This window comes from Leptospira licerasiae serovar Varillal str. VAR 010, assembly GCF_000244755.1.
GTDB lineage: Bacteria > Spirochaetota > Leptospiria > Leptospirales > Leptospiraceae > Leptospira_B > Leptospira_B licerasiae.
Genome location: NZ_AHOO02000005.1, coordinates 483575 through 504104 on the forward strand (window position 1 = coordinate 483575; position 20530 = coordinate 504104).

At 40.8% G+C, this 20530-nt stretch carries 20 protein-coding genes; 12 read left to right on the plus strand and 8 right to left on the minus strand.

Features of this window, described 5'->3' with window-relative positions:
- Positions 1 to 39: 39 nt before the first annotated feature.
- The gene (gene cysE / locus LEP1GSC185_RS02775) at positions 40 to 753 is read left to right on the plus strand and encodes a serine O-acetyltransferase (protein WP_008591047.1); all 714 of its coding nucleotides are present in this window, start codon (positions 40 to 42) and stop codon (positions 751 to 753) included.
- A gap of 86 nt (positions 754 to 839) precedes the next feature.
- Complete coding sequence (locus LEP1GSC185_RS02780) at positions 840 to 1106, plus strand: hypothetical protein (protein ID WP_010515003.1); 267 nt, start codon at positions 840 to 842, stop codon at positions 1104 to 1106.
- Positions 1107 to 1161: 55 nt separating this feature from the next.
- On the opposite strand, the gene mpl36 is transcribed toward LEP1GSC185_RS02780, so the two are convergent.
- Entirely contained in the window at positions 1162 to 2064 is a 903-nt protein-coding gene (gene mpl36, locus LEP1GSC185_RS02785) for an RlpA family plasminogen-binding lipoprotein MPL36 (RefSeq protein WP_008590167.1), read from the minus strand.
- Between the two features lie 103 nt (positions 2065 to 2167).
- Between mpl36 and LEP1GSC185_RS02790 the strand changes: the two genes are divergently transcribed.
- Complete coding sequence (locus tag LEP1GSC185_RS02790) at positions 2168 to 3076, plus strand: tetratricopeptide repeat protein (protein WP_008591776.1); 909 nt, start codon at positions 2168 to 2170, stop codon at positions 3074 to 3076.
- Positions 3077 to 3155: 79 nt separating this feature from the next.
- Entirely contained in the window at positions 3156 to 4046 is an 891-nt protein-coding gene (locus tag LEP1GSC185_RS02795; RefSeq protein WP_008596059.1) for a tetratricopeptide repeat protein, read from the plus strand.
- Here LEP1GSC185_RS02795 and folP read toward each other — a convergent pair.
- A complete protein-coding gene (gene folP / locus LEP1GSC185_RS02800; protein ID WP_175284892.1) occupies positions 4034 to 4933 on the minus strand; it encodes a dihydropteroate synthase in 900 nt (299 codons plus the stop codon). The two genes, LEP1GSC185_RS02795 and folP, sit on opposite strands and share 13 nt — an antisense overlap.
- 51 nt (positions 4934 to 4984) lie before the next feature.
- Here folP and LEP1GSC185_RS02805 point away from each other — a divergent pair, with 51 nt between their 5' ends.
- Genes LEP1GSC185_RS02805 through LEP1GSC185_RS02820 form a run of 4 tightly spaced genes read left to right on the plus strand, consistent with a single transcriptional unit; the run spans position 4985 to position 10122 of the window.
- Positions 4985 to 7063, plus strand: coding sequence for an OmpA family protein (locus tag LEP1GSC185_RS02805; protein WP_008589511.1), 2079 nt, complete (start codon positions 4985 to 4987; stop codon positions 7061 to 7063).
- A gap of 11 nt (positions 7064 to 7074) precedes the next feature.
- A complete protein-coding gene (locus LEP1GSC185_RS02810) occupies positions 7075 to 8229 on the plus strand; it encodes a DUF1577 domain-containing protein (protein ID WP_010514999.1) in 1155 nt (384 codons plus the stop codon).
- A gap of 5 nt (positions 8230 to 8234) precedes the next feature.
- Positions 8235 to 9557 carry a histidine--tRNA ligase gene (hisS, locus tag LEP1GSC185_RS02815; RefSeq protein ID WP_008596198.1) on the plus strand — a complete coding sequence of 441 codons (1323 nt, stop codon included), beginning with the start codon at positions 8235 to 8237 and terminating at the stop codon, positions 9555 to 9557.
- A 52-nt stretch (positions 9558 to 9609) separates the two neighbouring features.
- The gene (locus tag LEP1GSC185_RS02820) at positions 9610 to 10122 is read left to right on the plus strand and encodes a phosphatase PAP2 family protein (RefSeq protein WP_050806123.1); all 513 of its coding nucleotides are present in this window, start codon (positions 9610 to 9612) and stop codon (positions 10120 to 10122) included.
- Here LEP1GSC185_RS02820 and LEP1GSC185_RS02825 read toward each other — a convergent pair.
- The 5 genes from LEP1GSC185_RS02825 to LEP1GSC185_RS02845 all read right to left on the minus strand — a co-directional run bounded on the left by LEP1GSC185_RS02825 (position 10069) and on the right by LEP1GSC185_RS02845 (position 16219).
- Complete coding sequence (locus LEP1GSC185_RS02825; protein ID WP_008591035.1) at positions 10069 to 11238, minus strand: Re/Si-specific NAD(P)(+) transhydrogenase subunit alpha; 1170 nt, start codon at positions 11236 to 11238, stop codon at positions 10069 to 10071. The genes LEP1GSC185_RS02820 and LEP1GSC185_RS02825 overlap by 54 nt on opposite strands.
- A gap of 78 nt (positions 11239 to 11316) precedes the next feature.
- On the minus strand, positions 11317 to 12252 hold the full coding sequence (locus tag LEP1GSC185_RS02830) for a UDP-glucuronic acid decarboxylase family protein (RefSeq protein ID WP_010514994.1): 936 nt from the start codon (positions 12250 to 12252) through the stop codon (positions 11317 to 11319).
- Positions 12245 to 13117: a M50 family metallopeptidase gene (locus LEP1GSC185_RS02835; RefSeq protein WP_008590068.1), complete on the minus strand. Its 873-nt coding sequence runs from the start codon at positions 13115 to 13117 to the stop codon at positions 12245 to 12247. Before LEP1GSC185_RS02835 ends, LEP1GSC185_RS02830 begins: the two co-directional genes overlap by 8 nt.
- A gap of 18 nt (positions 13118 to 13135) precedes the next feature.
- Positions 13136 to 14830, minus strand: a complete 1695-nt coding sequence (locus LEP1GSC185_RS02840) for a methyl-accepting chemotaxis protein (protein ID WP_008591772.1) — start codon at positions 14828 to 14830, stop codon at positions 13136 to 13138.
- 171 nt (positions 14831 to 15001) lie between these two features.
- Complete coding sequence (locus LEP1GSC185_RS02845) at positions 15002 to 16219, minus strand: DUF445 domain-containing protein (protein WP_008590297.1); 1218 nt, start codon at positions 16217 to 16219, stop codon at positions 15002 to 15004.
- Positions 16220 to 16305: 86 nt separating this feature from the next.
- Between LEP1GSC185_RS02845 and LEP1GSC185_RS02850 the strand changes: the two genes are divergently transcribed.
- From LEP1GSC185_RS02850 to LEP1GSC185_RS02865, 4 genes are read left to right on the plus strand one after another with little or no spacing between them, the layout of a single operon-like run.
- Positions 16306 to 16779: an LIC_10042 family TonB-like protein gene (locus LEP1GSC185_RS02850; RefSeq protein WP_008590318.1), complete on the plus strand. Its 474-nt coding sequence runs from the start codon at positions 16306 to 16308 to the stop codon at positions 16777 to 16779.
- Entirely contained in the window at positions 16772 to 17293 is a 522-nt protein-coding gene (locus LEP1GSC185_RS02855) for a UpxY family transcription antiterminator (protein ID WP_010514990.1), read from the plus strand. Before LEP1GSC185_RS02850 ends, LEP1GSC185_RS02855 begins: the two co-directional genes overlap by 8 nt.
- A 2-nt stretch (positions 17294 to 17295) precedes the next feature.
- The gene (locus tag LEP1GSC185_RS02860) at positions 17296 to 18264 is read left to right on the plus strand and encodes a KpsF/GutQ family sugar-phosphate isomerase (RefSeq protein ID WP_008590690.1); all 969 of its coding nucleotides are present in this window, start codon (positions 17296 to 17298) and stop codon (positions 18262 to 18264) included.
- A 6-nt stretch (positions 18265 to 18270) separates the two neighbouring features.
- Positions 18271 to 18996 carry a type I 3-dehydroquinate dehydratase gene (locus tag LEP1GSC185_RS02865; protein ID WP_008589927.1) on the plus strand — a complete coding sequence of 242 codons (726 nt, stop codon included), beginning with the start codon at positions 18271 to 18273 and terminating at the stop codon, positions 18994 to 18996.
- Positions 18997 to 19000: 4 nt separating this feature from the next.
- On the opposite strand, the gene LEP1GSC185_RS02870 is transcribed toward LEP1GSC185_RS02865, so the two are convergent.
- The gene (locus LEP1GSC185_RS02870; RefSeq protein WP_008589935.1) at positions 19001 to 20512 is read right to left on the minus strand and encodes a tetratricopeptide repeat protein; all 1512 of its coding nucleotides are present in this window, start codon (positions 20510 to 20512) and stop codon (positions 19001 to 19003) included.
- Positions 20513 to 20530: the final 18 nt, after the last annotated feature.

Genomic DNA, 20530 nt, shown 5'->3' on the forward strand with positions numbered 1-20530 from the left:
CTCTTCTATCGACCGTCAAAGAAGAACCGGGATATACATTTGTTCGAAAACATCAAAGCAATAAAAAAAAATGATCCGGCAGCCAAGTCCTATTTGGAAGTCATTCTCTGCTATCCGGGTTTACATGCGCTTTGGTTCCACTCCCTGGCACACTCCTTATATAAGATCAAAGTTCCCCTGTTTCCCAGAATGATCAATACTTTCGCTCGATTTTTGACAGGGATAGATATCCATCCAGGAGCAAAAATCGAACCCGGGATCTTTATAGATCATGGTCAGGGTGTTGTTATAGGGGAAACTGCGGAAATAGCGAAAGGCTGTCTCATCCTGCAAGGCGTTACCTTAGGTGGAACAGGCAAAGAAAGCGGCAAAAGACATCCCACATTAAAAGAGAATGTGGTAGTGGGCGCAGGCGCAAAAATTTTAGGAAACATAGTCATCGAACATAATGTCCGGATCGGTGCCGGTTCTGTAGTTCTTAGGGATGTACCTGCAGATTGTACTGTTGTAGGTGTTCCAGGAAAGGTAGTCCGTTCCAAAGTGGATTTCGGAAAAGAAGGAGAAAGAATGCTGGATCACGGTGAACTTCCTGACCCTGTCGCAAGAGTTTTCTCTATTCTGGTCGAAAAGATAGATACCTTGCAAAAAGAAGTGAACGAACTGTACGCAAAATCCAATCTGAAAGAGAAAAAATCCGCTGCAAAGAACAAAGATGATGAATTAAACGAGTTCATTCACGGCGGCGGGATCTAAATTCCGGAAAGATTTTTTTTGACAAACTGACCTTCTTCTAAATCCTTTAGGCTATATTCGTTAGCCGCCTTTGCGGCCGAGGGTTTATGAAGTCGAAAATAAGGGCCTTTTTTCTAATTTGTTTTTCTGCGATCCTAATCTATTCATTTTCAGATTGCGGATTGTTAGTAAATCATGAAGATCTTTGTGCGGAAGATCTGAAAGATTATGATAATTGTTTTGCTTTGTTATTAATTGTTGATCCTGCCTGCGGGCAAGGAACAGGTACTTGTCTTCCTGGGTATGTCCAGTTATCTAAAGCGGTTTGTGCTAGCAGAATGAAAGTTAAAGGCTGTAGAGCTCACCGGAATTAAATAAAAAAGCCTCCGATAGTTGGAGGCTTTTTCTTTCAGAGACCGATTGATAGTTTTATTTTTTGGGGATAAAACAATCCACTCCGTCTTCTTTCAATTTAGATTTTAGAAGGTCCGCTTTTGCGCGATCCATAAAATCACCCATCTGAAGAACGAACATACCGTCTCTTTCGAAAAGATATACTTTTTCACCATATTCTGCAGAAAGATTTTTTCTGTAGTCTTCGGCAAGTCTGCTATTCCTGAAAACTCCTACTTGGACGGTCTGTCCTTTAGGAGCTCCTTTCACTAATGGAGCAGGAGTTACCGCTTTTTTAGGTGTAAGTCTTTCCGGCTTGTTTTCTTTTAGAAGAGCTTCTTCGTCTTCCAGACCTTCCATGTCTTCGGACTCCGCCGCTCCACCTTTGCTAACAACAGTGAGACCTACTCTTGCAATTCCTACATCTTTGAATTCCAAGTTCTCAGCCGCTTTTTCGGAAAGATCAATGATCCTATCTTTTACGAAAGGCCCGCGGTCGTTTACTTTTACTAAAACTTCTTTATCGTTTTCCAGGTTTTTTACTCGAACCACTGAACCTAAAGGAAGGCTTGGGTGAGCTGCAGTCAGTTTTGTTTTGTCGAAAATTTCTCCGCTTGCAGTCGGCTTACCGTGAAATTTAGGACCATACCAAGAAGAATATCCGACCTCGTCGAAGTCTCCATTGGAACCTGATTGCTGTCTGGAAGGAGTAGTGGCTTTTACAGGCTTGTTATCGGCAAGAAGATCATCCAATCCTCTGGAAGCGGATGAGTTCTTAGCCAGAACCAAATCTCTTTTGGACTCTTGGTCCATTGGAACGATCTCTTTTTCAAAAAATATTTCGGAAGGATCTCCGGACGCGCTGATACTTCTTCTTGTTTCGGAAGAAGCGCAAGCGGTAACAGTTATCAATGCGAAGATAGCAGCTATCTGTTTCATTTCGGACCTCTGTCTTTCTATGTTTTATTTTCGGAGGTTTTTGAAGTTTACATGAAGTTTTTTTCAGGTTGTTTTCTGGGGAAAATTAGTCGATATTCCGGGTATGACCGAGGCCGATATCAAAAGAAAGTTCAACGAGGCTTTAAAACTCGAGAAAGACGGGAAAATCTCCCAAGCGGCCAAGGTATATTCTGAAATTTTGGGAATGAATCCCAAATTCCAAAAGGCATATCTGAATCTGGGCGCCCTTTACTCTCGCACCGGGGATTCCGAGAATGCGATCAAGACCTACCAAAAGGCGCTCGAACTAGGAAAAACCACCGAGCTATACTATAACCTTGGTGTGGAATTGTATCGACTCGGAAGTTTAGACGCTGCAGTTAAAGCGCTCAAAAGTTCTCTCGAGTTAAATAAGAAATATTTAAACTCTCATCTTCTTCTTGCATATTGTTATAAACAATTGGATCGTCCGGATAAATCGGAATTGTATCTAAAGAATGCGATCAAATTAGATCCTAAAAATAAAACAGCTTATGCTGCGCTTGCTACCATTTACTTTGATACTGAAAAATGGGAAGACGCTTTAACTGCTGCCAACACTGCCATCCAGATCAATCCGAATGATCCTAGAATGGAAATCCTAATTACGGAAATCCATGTTAAACTTGGAAATTATAAACAATCTTTCGAAACTCTTAAGAAGGTGACTACGACCGCTCAAGGGTTCGTTCAATTCAACGACTCTATAAAGGCTGCTAAACAAAAACCGAAACCGGAAGAAAAAGTTTTCTTTGATAATCTGGAAGTCTTAACAAGAAAAAAATTGGATGAATTTAAGGACAAACTCACTCTTTCGAAAGAAAATCCTCAGGATTTCGAAGCTCCGGAAGCTCAGGACGCGCTTGATCTTTCTCTTATGTATTTGTTTCATGGAGATACGGAACGGGCTTTAAAGTACTTATTATATGCACAGAAAAACCTACAGGAAAATCCAACTTCTGAAGCCGGTTAATCTTTTTCTTTTACCTTTCCTTCTATTTTTCTCTTGTTTATATCCAATCAGAAACAACGAACAGATCGAAAACGATCCTATGTTTCTATATCTTCCTGCGACAGATTATACTAGGGAAAAGGTTGACTCAGTAAAAAGTCCTTGGGAAGCAAAGTCTCATAGAGGAAAAGCGATCCTTGCTCCAGACAAAAACAATCTCGGGATTTTATTCGTAAGATTTTCCCTCATAGACGATGCAGAGGGGGAATTCTTAAGTTCGCAAAAACTTCTTTCCAATAATCCCATTCCTTCGCTCAATCTATTACGTTTATATTATCTAGTGGACGATATTTCGGAAGCTAAAAAATTCCTGGAGACATTCCTCAAACAAGCGCCGCCTATCGAACGAAAAAAATTCGAGAACCTTCTTATCGAAGCGCAAAGGGACGAAGAACTTGTAATTTATAGAGACGCACTTTCTACCATCCCCGGCCAAGAGATCTATGCTTGGGAAGGATTGGCTGAGTACTTCTTCTCCAAACAGGAATGGTCCAAAAGTTATTATTATTTGGAGAAGATCCTACAACAGAGCCCTTTCCATAAGAATGCGAGGGGCCTCATGTTAAAAATGGCCCATATCTTGGAAAAATGGGACGACGTTTTGGTTTTCGGACTTAGTTTAAGCGGAACCGGAGAAAGGATCCCCGAATTAGAATATTATATCGCTCATGCATATTGTGAAAAGAGAAGATATACAGAAGCATTAGATTGGCTAAACAAGGCTCCGGAATCTGAAAAAGAATCCTTGGTATTTTTAGAATTATGGAAACTTTCCCTGCTATCTAAAAATCCTAAAGCGGATGTTTCTCCTCTTCTTCCTTATTTTAGAAAATTAAAATCCAAGGGACTTCAATTTACGGAAGAGGAATTTTTTCCCACCTTAACTCCGGAAGGAAAAGAAGCAATGGATCGCATTCGTTACGGACGATAGTCGCTTCGCTCCTGAAGCCCGCGTTGCGGACTATAAACGCCGTGAGACATTTCCCAGGTCTTCATAGCTAACAGAAAGGATTTTGGAGAATGGGTTCTGATCATAGGAACTCCTTTGGACCAAAGATATGTTTCCGAGATCACAGTCGGAATGACTCTATCTTCTACAGGCAATCCGCCCAAAGCGTTTCCTAAAAAGGATTTTTTAGTAACTGAAATCATTAAGTTCGGAAACTCCGAAAGGATTTCAGTGATCTTAGAAAGGACTCCAAAACTTACCTTATAGTCCGGGCTTAAAAAAAATCCCATCCCTGGATCTAAGATCAAACGATCCGCCAGTCCTAAATTTTCGAAAGTTTTCGTTCTTTCCCTAAAAAATTCCAGAGCAATAGGAACAACAGTCTCGGGTTTTAGATCCGAAAACTCGGAAGCTTTGATGGAATGATCCTGCGAAAACATGGCCACGTATTTTGTGGGCTTATCCTTTCGGCCCCTTAACAGATCCAAACTTTCGGGATCCACAAAACCCCTGATATTATTGATATAATCGACATTCGCTTCCAAAGCTTTTCGGATGACATAAGGACGGAACGTATCTACTGAGATGGCAACCTTCTCCTTTTTTAACTCGGAGATGATCTCTTTCATTCTATTCCATTCTATTTCTTCCGAAATGGGTTCCGCTTTTATATTGGAAGATTGTGCTCCGATATCGATTACGTCGGCACCTGCTTCTATTAGGGATTTTGCCTTAGCTAACGCCAGATCTTCGCGCAGGTATTTTCCCCCATCCGAAAAAGAGTCGCTGGTTATGTTCAAAACCCCGAATAGGATCGGTTTTGGAGGGAAAATTTCGCCCTGGGTTCTGTTCAGAAGGTCGGATTCCATCTTAGTTTCCATCTTGATACTTGGGGTCTTTGTTCCGATACTAATTACAAGATGTTTTTTTACAATCAAGGAAAAGGACCCGTTATAAAACGAAATCATTTTCTAAGCTCCGTCCTTGCCGGAACTCTTCTGTCTTTTTTATTTTCCTGGGATGGTTCCGCTCAACCTATTCCTACACTCTTGGAAAGAAATTTCGGATCCCCTTTAAACACACAAAACGTAGAATACAATCCTATCATCAGTCCTGACGGAAGATATTTGATCTTCCAATCCAATCGTCCTGGGGGAGAAGGAGAGATGGACATTTGGCTCTCCGAAAACGCAAATTATAAAAAAAGGGACGGGGAAGCTGATTGGAAGAAGCCAGTAAACCTAAACCAAGATATCTGGGAACAAAATAAGAAGGAACTCCCTTCCGGAGAAAAAAGGTCCAAACTATTCAATACGGATAAGTACGAAGGCGGAATCTCAATTCGATTCGACGAGTCCGGAAACCCTGAGGAAATTTTTCTTACTTCCGTCCGAAACGTAAAAGCGGACAGAGAAGGTTTTGACGCATTAGATATTTATTATACTAAGAGAGACGAAAAGACAAGACGTTGGAGCGATCTCATCGGTATCTCAGAGATCAATTCTAATTGGAACGAAAAGATGCCGACCATCTCTCCTGACGGAAAATATCTGATCTTTTCTTCAGATCGCCCTGGTGGATATGGAGAATACGATCTTTGGGTAAGTTACAGAAATCTTTCCACCGGTGTTTGGTCCAGCCCGGTCAATTTAGGATCGGAAACCAACTCTAAGGCTAGTGAAATTCTCCCTTATATTCATCCGGATGGGGAACAATTGTACTTCTCCTCTAACCGAGAGAACGATCGTAAAAAATTTTCCTTATATCGTAGTTTCTTAAATCTTCCCGGCACTGCCGACACGGAAGATGCTGAAGACAAACTCACCGTTTCTAAAACCAATCTTCCTCATCCGGTCCCGGAAACAGGAAGTCTGGAAAAACTACCTCACCCATTTAACTTGGATGCGACCGAAGGTATCGATTCCGAGGGAATTTCCTTCGATAATGAAGGACTTTGGGCTTATATATCTTCCAATCGAAATGGAGGACAGGGTCAGTACGATATTTATAGATTCCAGGTGCCTGAAAACCTGAGGAATTCCTACGACGTATCTTTTCAGGGATTGGTTCTGGACGGTTCAGAAGCCACAATGATAGGTCTAGATGCCACAATCAAAATTTCCGATAGTGTGGGACCTTCCCGCACAATTACGTCCAGAAGGATTGGAGGAGATCTTTCCAAAGGAAATCCGACTAACTTTAAAACCGTTTTAAAAACGGGAAGATTGTATAAGGTAGAAATTTCTTCTCCCGGTTTTTATCCCACTGAGGACAAGCTCGACTTACGTGGAAATGTGGAGAGAAACAAAAAAGTTTATAAAACTTACGTACTTCTGCCTATCAAAGATGAAGAGAAAGGTAAAATTGTTAATACCGGCGACGGTGATAAAGGGAAGGGACTTAATGTGGTAGTCGTAGATGCTACTACTAAAGAGCCAATCACTGGAGCGACCGTTACAGTTTTTACTCCTAAGAATAGACAGGGAGAAATCTTAAAATACAACAGTTTGTCAAAAAATTTCCATATCGACTTGATCCCTGACACTGATTTCGAGATCTTTGCAAAGGCTGAGAAATATATTTCCGAAAGTGTTAATATCTTGAAGAAAGATGTTAAACCCGGTTCCACGATCTCTATAGCGTTAAGGAAAGATTCGGAAGTCCCAGTTGTTTTAAATACTAAACTCTATTTTGAATTCAATAAGACCGAGGTGACTGACGCACATCGTAAACAACTCGATCTCATTGTAGACTATCTCAAGAAGAATCCGTCGGATAAAATAGAGATTGGGGGCCATACAGATAATATAGCTTCCAAAGAATATAATACTCGCTTAAGCGGGAACAGAGCGCGGAAAGTTTTTGACTACATACGTAGTAAAGGGATCCAAGCTTCTAGGTTAAAAACCAGAGCATATTGGTATTCCAGACCTGACGAAGATAACTCTACCGAAGACGGAAGAGCTAAGAACAGGAGGGTTGACTTCCGCAAGCTATAACAGGAGAGCAGATGGAAGTCGAGTACCGATCCTACTTACAATCACCAAGAATATGGGATACAATTAAAGACCCCCAGAAAGTCGGTTATATTCTGAAAGAGTACGTACATAACAACGGACTCTTTTTGAAAGAAAATCCCTTAAAACAAGAATTACAGATTCTGCAAACTACTCCAGAGGGAAAAATTTTTCTTAGGATCGATCCTGAATCTCTGAATGAAGAAGGGGAAATCACTGTTTACAAAACCTTAAGTAAACACATGGAAATCGGCTTTAAAGTAGAATCCGTCAATCACGAAGACGGAGTAGTAGTCTGTTCTCCTGAATATGTAAGGATTGCAAAAGACGGTCGCATTCTCCCAAGGATAGAAGGCCTACAAGGCAAAGTGGTCGCGCACAGATTCCATATGCTTAAGAAAGAACAGGATTCCACCAAGGTTCTGGGAACTTCCGGCCAAATCCTTATGACTGACTTACATAAGAATATCCTATCCGAATATCCGTATTCTAGATTGGTATTTCCTTCGGGAAAAGAACTTAGTTTTGAACAGGACCTAGCCAAACGTACAGGTAAAATCATCTTCGTAAAAGATGCGATCAATATGGATCCACTTTCCGAAGAAGAGGCAAGCGGTTTTAATGTCCTAGATCTAAAGCAAGAATTAGAAGATGAGATGATCTTGGAAGATAGGACCAAAATTTATCGTTCCGGAAAAATTCAATCTTTCGCGATCTATCCGATATATTACAAAGATCCTTCCGGATCGAAACTCGTTGCTTTAGGTTATGCGGAGACAAAGGACAGAATTTTGGATCCTGCTATTCTGAAAAAATACGCAGAGTTAGAAACTGTGTTTAACGATAGGATAGAAGACTCCAACACTCTGGATATTGATATCCGTCAAAACGTAATCAATGCTTCCGAAGGAGGAATTCTTCTGGAAGTAACCGAATCCCAGCTAGTCGAATCATTTCTGCATAAACCTTTCTTTACTGCGGATATAACTTTTAAGATGCAAGCCCCGTTGAGATTCGCGTTTAAAATCCGACATATTTCTCAGATCGGGGAAATTTACCTGGTCGGTGCAGAAATAGTTGGCTCCAACGATGCCAAGACGAATATGACTCTATTAAAGAAGAATTTAAGCTTCATTAAGAGCGTCTAAGAGACTTGGAAAAACAGAAAGCCTTTTTACCCACAGCCCCATACAAGGGGACGAGAGATTTTTATCCGGACGAAATGAGATTCCGAAATTGGATGTTTTCCGTTATGAGGAAGACTGTCCAATCTTTCGGGTACGAAGAATATGACGGCCCCATCCTAGAATCTTTCGAACTCTATCTTGCAAAAAGCGGAGAAGAGATCGTTCAACGACAACTCTACGATTTTACTGACAAAGGAGATCGCCATGTTGCGATCCGTCCCGAAATGACTCCCACTCTGGCAAGAATGGTAGCGGGAGAAGTCAGAAATCTTGCTAAGCCTATCCGTTGGTTCTCCATCCCGAACTTGTGGAGATATGAACAACCGGGCAAAGGCCGCCTCAGAGAACATTGGCAGCTCAATGTAGACCTGTTCGGAGTAAACTCTTATCGAGCGGAAGTAGAGATCATTCTGATCGCTAATGCAATTTTAGAAAATTTTAATGCTCCTAAGGGAAGTTATCAGATCAAGGTTTCTCATAGGGGGATCTTGGATTCCTTCTTAAATCAATCTCTGGCCTTAGCTCCCGAAAAAGCGCATGCTGTTTCAAAACTTTTAGATAAAAAATCAAAGATCAGCAAAGAAGCTTTTGAAGAAGAGATCAAACCTCTACTTTCTAATCCGGAAAAACAGTTAACTCTGATCTATAAATACTTGGATACGGATCTCCAAACGATCGGTGAGTTAGAAGGTATAGACAGTTCTTCCGTTGAATTTATTAAAAACCTTTTTTCAGATCTTGCTTCTTTAGGAATTAAAGATCAATTGGAATTCGATCCTTCTATCATCCGCGGTTTCGACTATTATACCGGCTGTATCTTCGAAGTATTCGATACCAATCCGGAAAACAGAAGATCTCTGTACGGCGGGGGGAGATACGACAACCTGATCGGATTATTCTCCAATGAACAACTTTCCGGGATCGGCTTTGGCTTGGGAGATGTTACCTTTAAAAACTTTTTGGAAGGACATGGACTCGTTCCCAAGGACCTAAATTCTAAAAATGCGGTTTTAATCCCTTTGATGGAAGATAAAGTTTTTCCGGAAGTTTTGAAACTTGCGGAAGAACTAAGGAAAGAAGGAATCGGAGTGGAAACAATGCTCGAATCTGCAAAACTCGGCAAACAAATCCAATCGGCCGAAAAAAAAGGATATCGTTTCCTGATCTTCTTGGGAGAATCCGAAATCTCCGAAAACAAGGTTCAGTTAAAAGATATCGTATCGGGAGAGCAGTCCTCCGTCTCAAGATCCGATCTAATCTCCATCTTGCGGAAATCCTTACTTGGATAAGAACACATTGGAAAAATTATCCGCTTTCGAAAGAATCGATTACTCGATCGCGATGTTCATTCGCGAAAAAATCCATTCTCCAATACTGAACAGAACTCTCTCTAGGATTAATCGTGGAGAAATGATGTTAGTTCTTATTCTTCCTTATCTTGCGTATGCCGCATGGCAGGGAATTCTTCCTTATCCTTGGTGGATCGTAATTCCTTATGCCGGGATTGTTGCCTATGCAAACGATCGTTTTGTTTTAGTTTTAAAAAAATTAATCGCTCGTAAGAGACCCTTAGTCACAGTCGCGGGAAAAGTGGATCAAAATCCGGACATGAAACATTCTTTTCCTTCCGCTCATGCATCTAATTCGATGACGGCGGCACTGATCTTAGTGTTCTTGTTCGGTTTTCCGGAATGGTTTTTAGTGCTGAGTCTTTTGGCGGGGATCGGTAGATTATTATCTCTACACCATTTTCCCTCCGATGTGCTCGGAGGGTGGTTGATAGGAACCTGTTTCGGGACCTTAGGCCTTTTTCTTGGCCGCTGGCTTCTTCCCTTCTTGTTTGGAACCACCTAAGGCATCCAAAGTAAGTTTATGACGGATCTCTCCTTCGTGAGTGATCGTCGTAGAAGCAATAACCTCGTCGTTCAAGTCAAAGTTGATCTTCTTCTCTTTAACCAATAGTTTCAGATAATTTAATACGTTCTTAGCGAACATTCTGGATGCATCGGAAGGAAGAGAACCTGCCAAGTTTTGGTGACCGACTACGGAGACTCCGTTTTTGGTTAAAACAACCTTACCGTGCTGAGTGTACTCGCAGTTTCCTCCGTTTGGAGAAGCAAGGTCCACTACTACCGATCCGGCTTTCATTTTATCTACGATCTTTTTAGTGATGATGATCGGAGCTTTTCTACCTGGGATCAAAGCAGTAGTGATGATCACGTCCGCTTTCGCAGCGAATTTTTCGATCGCTTCTTGCTGGCGTTTTTTGTATTCTTCAGTTTGTTCTACTGCGTAACCGCCTGCTGCTGCAGAGTGAGTTGCACCTTCTACCTCGACGAATTTAGCGCCAAGAGATTGGACTTGCTCTTTTACTTCAGGACGAGTATCGAATACGTCTACTACAGCTCCTAATCTTCTGGAACTTGCGATCGCTTGTAATCCTGCAACACCCGCTCCGATAATGAGCACGGAAGCAGGAGTAATAGTACCTGCAGCAGTAGTCAACATTGGAAAGAATCTGGTTAGATGAGTGGAAGCGATAAGAACAGCTTTATATCCGGCAACAGTTGCTTGGGAAGAAAGAACGTCCATAGACTGAGCACGTGTGATACGAGCAATCGCATCCAAACTCAATACTGTAACTTTTTGAGCGGCAAGCTTTTTGATTACCTGAGGATTCACCGCAGGTTGGAACATTCCTAAATAGAAAGCTCCTTTTTTGATCTTAGATAAGCTTGCTCCATCCGCTAAGTGAATACTCACAACTAGGTCGGATTTTTTCAGGATATCGGCGCGAGATTGTATCGACGCTCCGGCTTTTTTATAATCTTCGTCAGAGAAATAAGAACCTTCTCCAGCGCCTTTTTCGATGATAACAGAAGCACCGATTTTTTTTAAGGCATCAACTACGTCCGGCGTTACCGCTACTCTAGTCTCTTCCTTAGCTTCTTTTAAAACTCCGATATTCATACAGCCTACTCGAAACTCAATTTTTCGGTTAAATTCCCTTATAGGGGAAAAGTAGGTCCAGATTTTCTCGGCGAACGATTAATCCAAGTGATTTTTGAAATAATCGACCGTTTTCCTGATTCCTTCTAATAAAGGGACCTTAGGTTCATAACCCAGTTTTTGTCTAGCTAAAGTCAGATCCGGCTTTCTGCGGGCAGGATCGTCTTGGGGAAGAGTTTTATATATGATCTTGGAAGAAGAGCCTGTCTCTTTTAAAACTAACTCCGCTAGTTCTTTAACGGTAAACTCTCCGTCATTCCCTAAGTTAACAGGACCGTTGAAGTCTTGGGTATTCATCATTCTAATGATACCGTCCACAAGATCATCCACATAACAGAAGGATCTGGTTTGAGAACCGTCTCCATAAACCGTGATGTCTTTTCCTGCAAGTGCTTGGACCACGAAATTACTTACTACTCTTCCGTCGTCGGGAAGCATACGAGGTCCGTAAGTGTTGAAGATACGAATGACTCTTATGTCTACTTTATGATTTCTATGATAATCGAAACAAAGAGTTTCAGCGACCCTCTTTCCTTCATCATAACAACTTCTGATACCGATAGGATTTACATTTCCCCAATATGTTTCTTTTTGAGGATGTTCGATCGGGTTTCCATAAACTTCGCTGGTAGAGGCTTGTAAGATCCTTGCCTTGACTCTTTTAGCAAGTCCCAACATATTCATAGTACCTAGTACGTTGGTCTTAATCGTTTTGATCGCATTGGATTGATAATGGATCGGGCTCGCAGGACAAGCAAAGTTATAGATCTGATCCACTTCGAGTCGAATAGGCTCAGTGATATCATGACGTATTAGTTCGAAGCGAGGGTTGGAGAGAAGTTTTTCAACATTCTTCTTTCTTCCGGTGTGAAAGTTATCCACACAGATAACTTCGTTACCTTCGTTTATCAACCTTTCGCATAAATGAGATCCGATAAATCCGGCTCCACCGGTCACTAGCACTCTATTAGCCATCAATTCTCTCGATATTCGTAAATTCCGGAGGAAGAGGTTTGCCGTTCAGATCCAAACCTCTGCTTAAAAACCATTCCAATACTTCCGGAGTCACTTCTCCAGGAAATGGATTGTCTAAACCTAGTACCGGCCCTTCATCAAATCCAGGAGTTTCATCCGGAACCGGACGAGGAACTACCGCTCGCTTCAATGAAAAGAATATGATGGATACGCTAAAAAAGGACCAGAGCAGAGCAATCAAATATCCCAGGAATAAAACCGATTTCGGTACGGTTCCACCAGGATAAGTCCCCGTAGCCCAGTATGCCAAGATACCTGCGTCTGTATTTTGAACATTCTCCGTAAAATCCAAAAGATCGTATAGACTATATAAACTTACGCTGGTCCCTAAAAACACAGTAACCAATCGGTCCCAACCGAACGGAAGGAAAGAAGAGACTAAAAGAAAAATCCCCCAAAGTAGACCGGTCTTTTGAGCAAGTCCGCCGGAAGAAGTGTACTTTAAAGTGAGTAATAAAACTGCCCCTCCTAAAAGTAATAAAGTGGGTCGGACCAGACTTCCTTTGAATCCTCTGTTGATCAAAAATCCTCCGACCAAACATGAACCTAAATAACCTGCGGAAACTACGAATATAAAAGGACTTTTACCGGATGTAGGAGAAGCAACAGTTTGTCCAGCTTCGTCACCGTTCAGTTCTATCATCTGAACGGAACCGCCGGAGATCAAGGTTGCGATCGCATGCCCTGCTTCATGAATAAAAACGACGAAGTCTTTTAGATAAGAAACCCATCCGTGATTCCAATAGGAAAGAAGAGTTACTATGATCGCGAGTAAGAGTGCAAGTCTTAGGAAACGATTCTCCATTCTACATAGAATATCGGCCTATTCCGTTTTAAAATGGCTTAAAATCCCGCCGAATTTTTGAGAATGTTCCAGAGTATCTTTTACCGAATGCCTGATATTCTCGGAAGTAGCTGCGATGTCTTCCGCCGATTTAGAGATTGCGCTCATAGAATCCGAAATTTCGCCTGCAGATAGTTTTTGCTGCTCCGAAGTTCCTGCCATCATCTTTCCTAAAACCAAAACCTGATCGGAACTGCTTCGTATTTCTCCGAGTCTTTTAGACTGTTCTTGCAAAAGACTTTTCACCTTTGACGCGGAGTTGTGAACTTCTTCTATATAGTTTTGAAGATTTTCGAATACATCAACCGACTGTCCTACTTTCAGAGCGCCTTCTTCCACCGAATTAGATGTACTTTTTACGAGATAAGTTATATCTTTGATACTCGATTTGGTCTGTTCTGCAAGTTTCGAGATCTCATCCGCTACTACGGAAAACCCTTTTCCTGCTTCTCCGGCTCTTGCGGATTCGATCGATGCATTTAACGCAAGCATATTTGTTCTTTCGGAAATACTTGTGATAATGCTCACGATCTTATTGATCTCATTGGAATAAGAACGTATCTGCTCCATGGATTGGATTGCTTCATTAAATATCTGTTTTGCTTGGTCGGCCTTGTTTGCAACATTACCAGCTTGTGACTCCAAGTTTTGCATAGACTTGGAAGTTTCGCCCAACGATACATCTATAGAGCCGATACTATCGTTTACGTTGGATAAACTTCTAGTCTGCTCGGTGATCGTCAATACGATCTCATCGATCGTTTTCGAAAGTTCATGTGAAGCTGCTGCAGTTTCTTGAACTGCATGTGCTTGCTTTTGAGAAACTCTTTCGAAAGAACCTACTGATTGGAATAATTCCTCGTACAATTTGAGATTTCTTTGGTAGTTCTCTTTCATCTGAACAAGAAGTCCCCAAAGACTGATCGTCATACATCTTAGGTTAGAATAGATTTTGTCTGCATCTTCTATCCCTTCTTTCCTAGGAAATTCAGCTGCAAGATTTCCGTTCACTACCTTGCCCACGATCTCTAAAGTCTCGGACATTTTCTTTTTCAGTTTATAGATGGTTCTCAAACAAAGATAAAACCCCAGAACCACTGCAAGAAAGGTAACTGTAGAAGCGATCGGGTCGGTTAAAAATAATTTCAAACCTAAATAAGAAGAAGGAATGAATATACAAGCGAATGTAAAAGTTACAAGACCTATATATCCGAACTTAACTCTGAGAGAATTTACAAAAGAGAAAAAGGTCCTAAAAAGTTTAGATCCTTCGTTCAGTCTTGCAAAAAGTTTTTCCGCCTTTTCTATTTGTTGTCTATTCGTCTTCTTACGAACAGACATATAGCCGGTGATTACTCCATTTTCAAGAACAGGTGTTACAGTGGCATCCACCCAATAATGGTCTCCATTCTTTGCACGATTTTTAACGATCGCATTCCAAGGACGGCCGGACTGAACAGTATTCCAAAGATCTTCGTAAACTGCAGGGGGTATATCAGGATGACGAACAATATTATGAGGTTGGCCCAGCATTTCCTCTTCTGAAAAGCCGCTTACATCCGCAAAATCTTGTGAAACGTAAGTGATCCTTCCTTTAGAGTCGGTTCTGGAAATAATTACCGCCGATTCAGCGAACTGAATTTCTCGACCTGTAACCGGTAGGTTCTTTCTCATATTTTCAGTAATTTTTTTGAGTCAAGTTTGGTATAGCGAATTTAATGGATTCACTTCTTGATTTTATTAAATCGGAATATAGTAGAGTAATAATTCGTAAAAAATCAGCCTAAAGAATAATACTTTCGGATTATTTTTATGAATAGAAGCGTCTTGAAACCGAACGCACTCTTATTTTATAAAAACGAGATATGCTTGGATACATCCGGCAATACCTCCAAGAAAGGCGCCTAAGCTGATCAAGGTGGCCTCGTCTTCCTTAAAAACCGAATGTAATAAATGCTCGAATTCTTCCGGCGGGAGTATACTTAAGTTCTCGAAGACCAATTTTTCGATCTCTAATCTCTCTTCGATATAATCCTTCATTTTATCCGCTGTTTCAGGTACTAGCTCCAGAATAGAATTCGCAATCTTCTCCTTTAGTTCTTCCAACTTTTTGGAACCTAATATCAGGGAAGCATACGGGATCTTTTTCTTTAATTTCTCGTCCATCAACTCTTTGGATTTGGATAAAAGTTCCGTAATGATCAGATCTCCCCCTTTTCCTTTAAAGATCACACCGATCAAACTTTCCGGATCTAAAATTTTAGATGCTACTACCGATGCAAATTCTCTGGAAACATCTATCTGTCTTTTTAAGAAAAGACCTTGGTATTTAAAAAATATGAACCTTTTAGGGCGCAGAGGGGAGAAGATCATAAGGATAGCCAGCCAATTGGTGAAATAGCCTACAAATATCCCCATGAGAGGCATGGTCCACCATTGGTTTAAGTAGGCTATGAACAAAACTTGGACACATCCTATCAAAAATCCGAAATAGATCCCTGAACGAATAATAAATCTGAATTCAGGACCTCCGCATCTTCTAAAAATTTCAGAAAGAACGTTTGCATTTTCTCCGGAAAGAGATTCTTTAATTAAATCACCAATTCCTAATATACCTTCCAGATTTTTACCGAATGAAGTATAGATCTCTTGTATTTTTTTAGGGATATCCTCTCTGATCTCTTTTTCTAGGATTTGTTTCGCTTCTTCCGGTACCATTTTCCAGATTACCGGATTGTCCGCAAAAAAGATGTCTTTCACTATAGAGGAGGACTTTTCACCGATCCTATCTCGGATTAGATCTGCAATCTGGACCGGATCTATCTTTTTGTAAAGATCGTAAGGTCGGATCAATCTTTCCATCATTACGTCGGAAATGAGTCCCGCCATCTTTTGAGAATGTTTTGGAATGATACCCTGCCAGCCTAAAACTCGCCATCCTTTAAACTTAATAGGATAGAAGATCATCTGAACCGCAATATAGTTTGTGATCCAACCTACGAACGAACATGTGATCAAAATCGAAGTGATCTCGACCGTAGAACCGTGAATCGAATCGAACAAGTGCATCCGGCCGAGTTTTATTGGTCTGAAAATTCGATTCAAGAAAAATTCAATATTAATTATACTTGTAAAATCGTATCAATCCTATGGAAGCCAGAGTTTCATTTTACATATCTCTCTCTATCCATGTGATCGCATTTTTATCCTATTACTTGATCCGAAACCTAAACCCTGAAACTTTTTCGGAACAGATCAAACTTAGCCTTAGCAAGGGACAGATCCCAAGTTTACATTTTTCACTTCCTAAAAATTCAGGAGAAGGACCGAATACTTCTTCCAACTCGGATATAGCTGGGACTCCGGAAGCGGAGATCGAAAGATTCAAAAACGAGATCCATTTTCCTCCGGAAGCCTTGGAGCAAAGATTAGAATCTGATTGTTCTTGGGAAGTGCTGATAGGAGCTAACGGAGCCGCTAAAAAAGTCACTACTATCAAGCCATGCAAATATAAGGTTTTCGAAACACAGTTTAGAAGATCAGTTTCTAGCTGGAAATTTCAACTACCGGAAGGAAATATAATAATTATTCCGGTATCCTTCCGCATTGAATCTGATGAGTGAATCTTCCAAATCATGGTATGCAGTTTATACCAACTCTAGGGCAGAGAAAAAGTTAGCGTTAGAACTTTCCAAAAAAGGTATAACCCAATACTTGCCGATTATCTCGACCAAAAAACAATGGTCTGATAGGATCAAAATCGTTCTGATCCCGGTTTTTCCTTCTTACGTATTCGTAAAAATTGATATAAGGACCGAAAAATTAAAAGTACTAGAAACTACAGGAGCGGTACGATTGGTTTCTATCGGAGAGACCCCTCTTGTAATCGAAGAGAACGATATCGAGATGATCCGCCAACTTGTGACGGAGTATCCGGACAGGATCAAGATCGAAAGGGAAAAGATGCTGGCTCCCGGTAAAAAGGTACTCATCATGAGCGGGCCTTTTAAGGACAGAAAGGCCAGAGTGATCCGAAAAGGAAGTAAATCGTCTATTCTTGTTTCCATTTCGGGTATGGATACTACAGTATCCTTGGAATTGGATTCGGAACTATTAGAAACGGGCGAGGAGAATTAGAAGTGGGAAATACATTAGATAAAGTTAAAAAAGCTTTGGATACCGAGATCGAAGCAATCCTCCATTTTAGAGAGAATCTAGATCCAAACGTAGAAAAAGCGGTAGAGTTGATCTTCCAATCCAAAGGAAAGGTAATCGTGACCGGCGTCGGAAAATCCGGGGACGTAGGCAAAAAGATCGCATCTACTTTATCTTCTACAGGAACTCCTTCTTATTTTCTGCATCCATCTGATGCAGCACACGGCGACGCTGGAATTTTAGCGCATGGAGATGTGGTAATCGCAATCGGTAAGAGCGGTGAAAGTGAAGAATTACTAAACCTTCTTCCTACCATAAAAAGTATTGGAGCAAAGTTAGTCGGCCTGACTGCAAATCCTCAGTCTAGATTAGCCTTAGACTGCGATATCGTAGTCCTAACTCCTGTATTGAAAGAGGCATGTCCTCTAGAACTCGCACCGACCTCAAGTACCACCATCGCGTTAATGTTGGGAGATGCGATCGCAATGGCATTGATGGAACTTAGAAATTTCCAAAAAGAGGATTTTGCATTATATCATCCTGCAGGAAGACTCGGAAAAAGATTGTCCCTAAAAGTGGACGATGTGATGAGAAAAGGAGACAAACTTGCAAAAGTTAACTCCGATGCAAGTTTAGAAGAAGTTCTTTCCGAGATCACAAAAAAGCTGGTAGGCGCGACAGGTGTAGTGGACCCGAGTGGAAAACTAATCGGATTCGTGACCGATTATGATATTAGAAAATTATTAAACGATGGAAAGTTAGACAAATCCATTAAAGCTAAAGATCTGATGAATCCCAAACCTTCAGTGTTCGAAAGCGGAATCATGGCTTACGATGTTTTACAATCGATGGAAAGAAGAGAAAAACCTATCTCCGTAGCTCCGATTGTCAATAAGGACGGTGTCTTGCTAGGTATAGTTTCCATCCACGACCTTTTACAAAAAGGACTCTGATTTTCGATGAACCGAAAGGATTCTCAAAAAATATGGATCATTCTTACATTGAATGAGGAAGAGTTTTTCGGATTAAAAACCCTTCCTAAAGCCGATTTTTTAGAGATCCGCTTGGACCAATTTCGTTCCGATAAGGACGCTCCGGAAAAGATCTTACAAAAAATAGAGGATCTAAACGCGGCTTGCGTTTTCACCTACAGACAACCTGAAGATTCCAGCTTGAAAAGTTTAGGTATTTGGAATAGAGAAAATGTCAGACCCTTACTTGCCGGACTTGAATCAGGAAAACATTATATAGATCTGGAACTAGATAAAGACAATCCGGTCTTTAATGGTATAGACGAGGAGCGTTTCGGGATCATTCGATCTGTTCATAGTTTTTCAGGAATTCCAGATTACGAAGAATTGCTTTTTTTCTTAAGGCCTGTTACGGAAGAAGTTTTAGCTACAGTTAAGTCTGAACTTCCTTTCCAAAGAATTTTTAAAATAGCTCTACTCCCAAAGAACGAGCATGAATCAGAGGAATTCCAACATTCGGCTCTCAAACTTTCTAAGCTGTGTGCCAAACAGAATATTCCGATCGGATTTTGCGGAATTTTGATGGGAGAATCCGGAAAAGAATTTAGGATCTTTCCCGAAAAAATAGGATCTCAATTCACATATTGTTGTTTGGGAGAACCGAAAGCTCCCGGCCAAGTGGATCTGGAAAGTTTACTTACAAAAAGAAAGTAAACGATTAGTCCCTATCTTGGGAATCGTCTTCTTCTTTTTCATCTTCCGTTTTTTTATGATCTCTGGTCCCGGCACGAGTCTCTAAGAATATTTTGAAATTTTCTTCTGATCTGAACTTTTTAAACGCCTTATCTTTTTCCGCAGACGCCCAGTAAGAAGATTTAATACTTCCGGATTTTTTAATATAGGACATGGCCCTTTCTTGGTCGTTCTTCTCAGCGTAACATTTCGCTAAAAGGTAATATGCTCCTGCGGAATCCTCCACCTTTTCCAAATGATTGATCGCTTTGTCTACGGAACCTGTATATAGATAGGTTTTACCTAAATAAAAATTATATTCTCTGATTTCTTCTTCATCCGGCTGCACTGCATGAAAATATTTGAGAGCTTTTTCGTAATTGCCGTTATTTGTATAATATCTTGCAAGTTTTAAGATGCCGTCGTAATAAACATCCGGAAGATCTTTCAGCTCCGGATTTTCTTTTTCGATAGCGGAAGCGATCTCTTTCAGCAGATCATAACCTTCTTCTTTTTTGCCGATCTGTATCTTGCAGAGACCGATATACATCCGGATCTCTCTGGTCTTTTCACCGTATTCTAGGGCCTTTTCGGCGGTTTTGATCGCGTTATCACAATCTTTTTGCTGCCATTTAATTTTGGTCAGACCGATCAAAGGCAAAACCGTATGCTTATTTGCATGAGCCTTTCGATAATACTTGGATGCTTCTTCGAAATTTTTCTTTTTATGATAAGCTGCCGCTTGGGTCAGGTGAGTATAGTAGAGTAACTTTTCTCTTTCGGATGGGATCTTTGGTTCTATACGATTCAGGACCACAAGTGCATCGTCATAATTCCCGATACGAACGAGTAAAGCTCCGTACTTATAACCATACTCCACATTATCCGGTTCACTTTTCACTAATCCGGAAAGAATGGTTTCGGACTTAGCGAAATCTTTTTCATTATAATAAGCTAATGCAAGTCTCCAAAGAATCTCCCTGTTATTAGGATCCTGTTTTAACTTTTTTTCCAGAGCGGAAACACTTTCCTGTTCAGGCTCGTCTTCGTGATAAACAGGTTTGCGAGGTCCTCCGGAAGAATATCTTTCTTCTGCAGCTGCTCTGATCTTTTGGATGTGAGAAAGGTCAGGATCGATCTTTAATAATCGATTGGAATAAGAGATCACTTCTCCGTAATCTCTTTGGTAATTATGATAAAGTATGATCTTTGTAAGAGAGTTGACTAGATCCTTTTTAGGGAGATTTAAACTGACCGCTTTTTTGAATGCTTGGATGGATTTGGCGTAATCTTTTCTGCTTTCGTAGATATAACCAATGTACATCCAGGCCTCGCCGGAAGAAGGGTTTCCATCATTATATTTTTGGAATTGTTTGAGAGCCTCTGTGTAATCCTTTCGAGAATAGGCTTTTTTGCCTTCTTTCATATCTGCGAAGACAGAATCGGAAAAGAAGAAGATACTAAAGCAAATCAGTAAAGAAAATAAGGCCCTAGCCATACTAGTAAGACCTATATT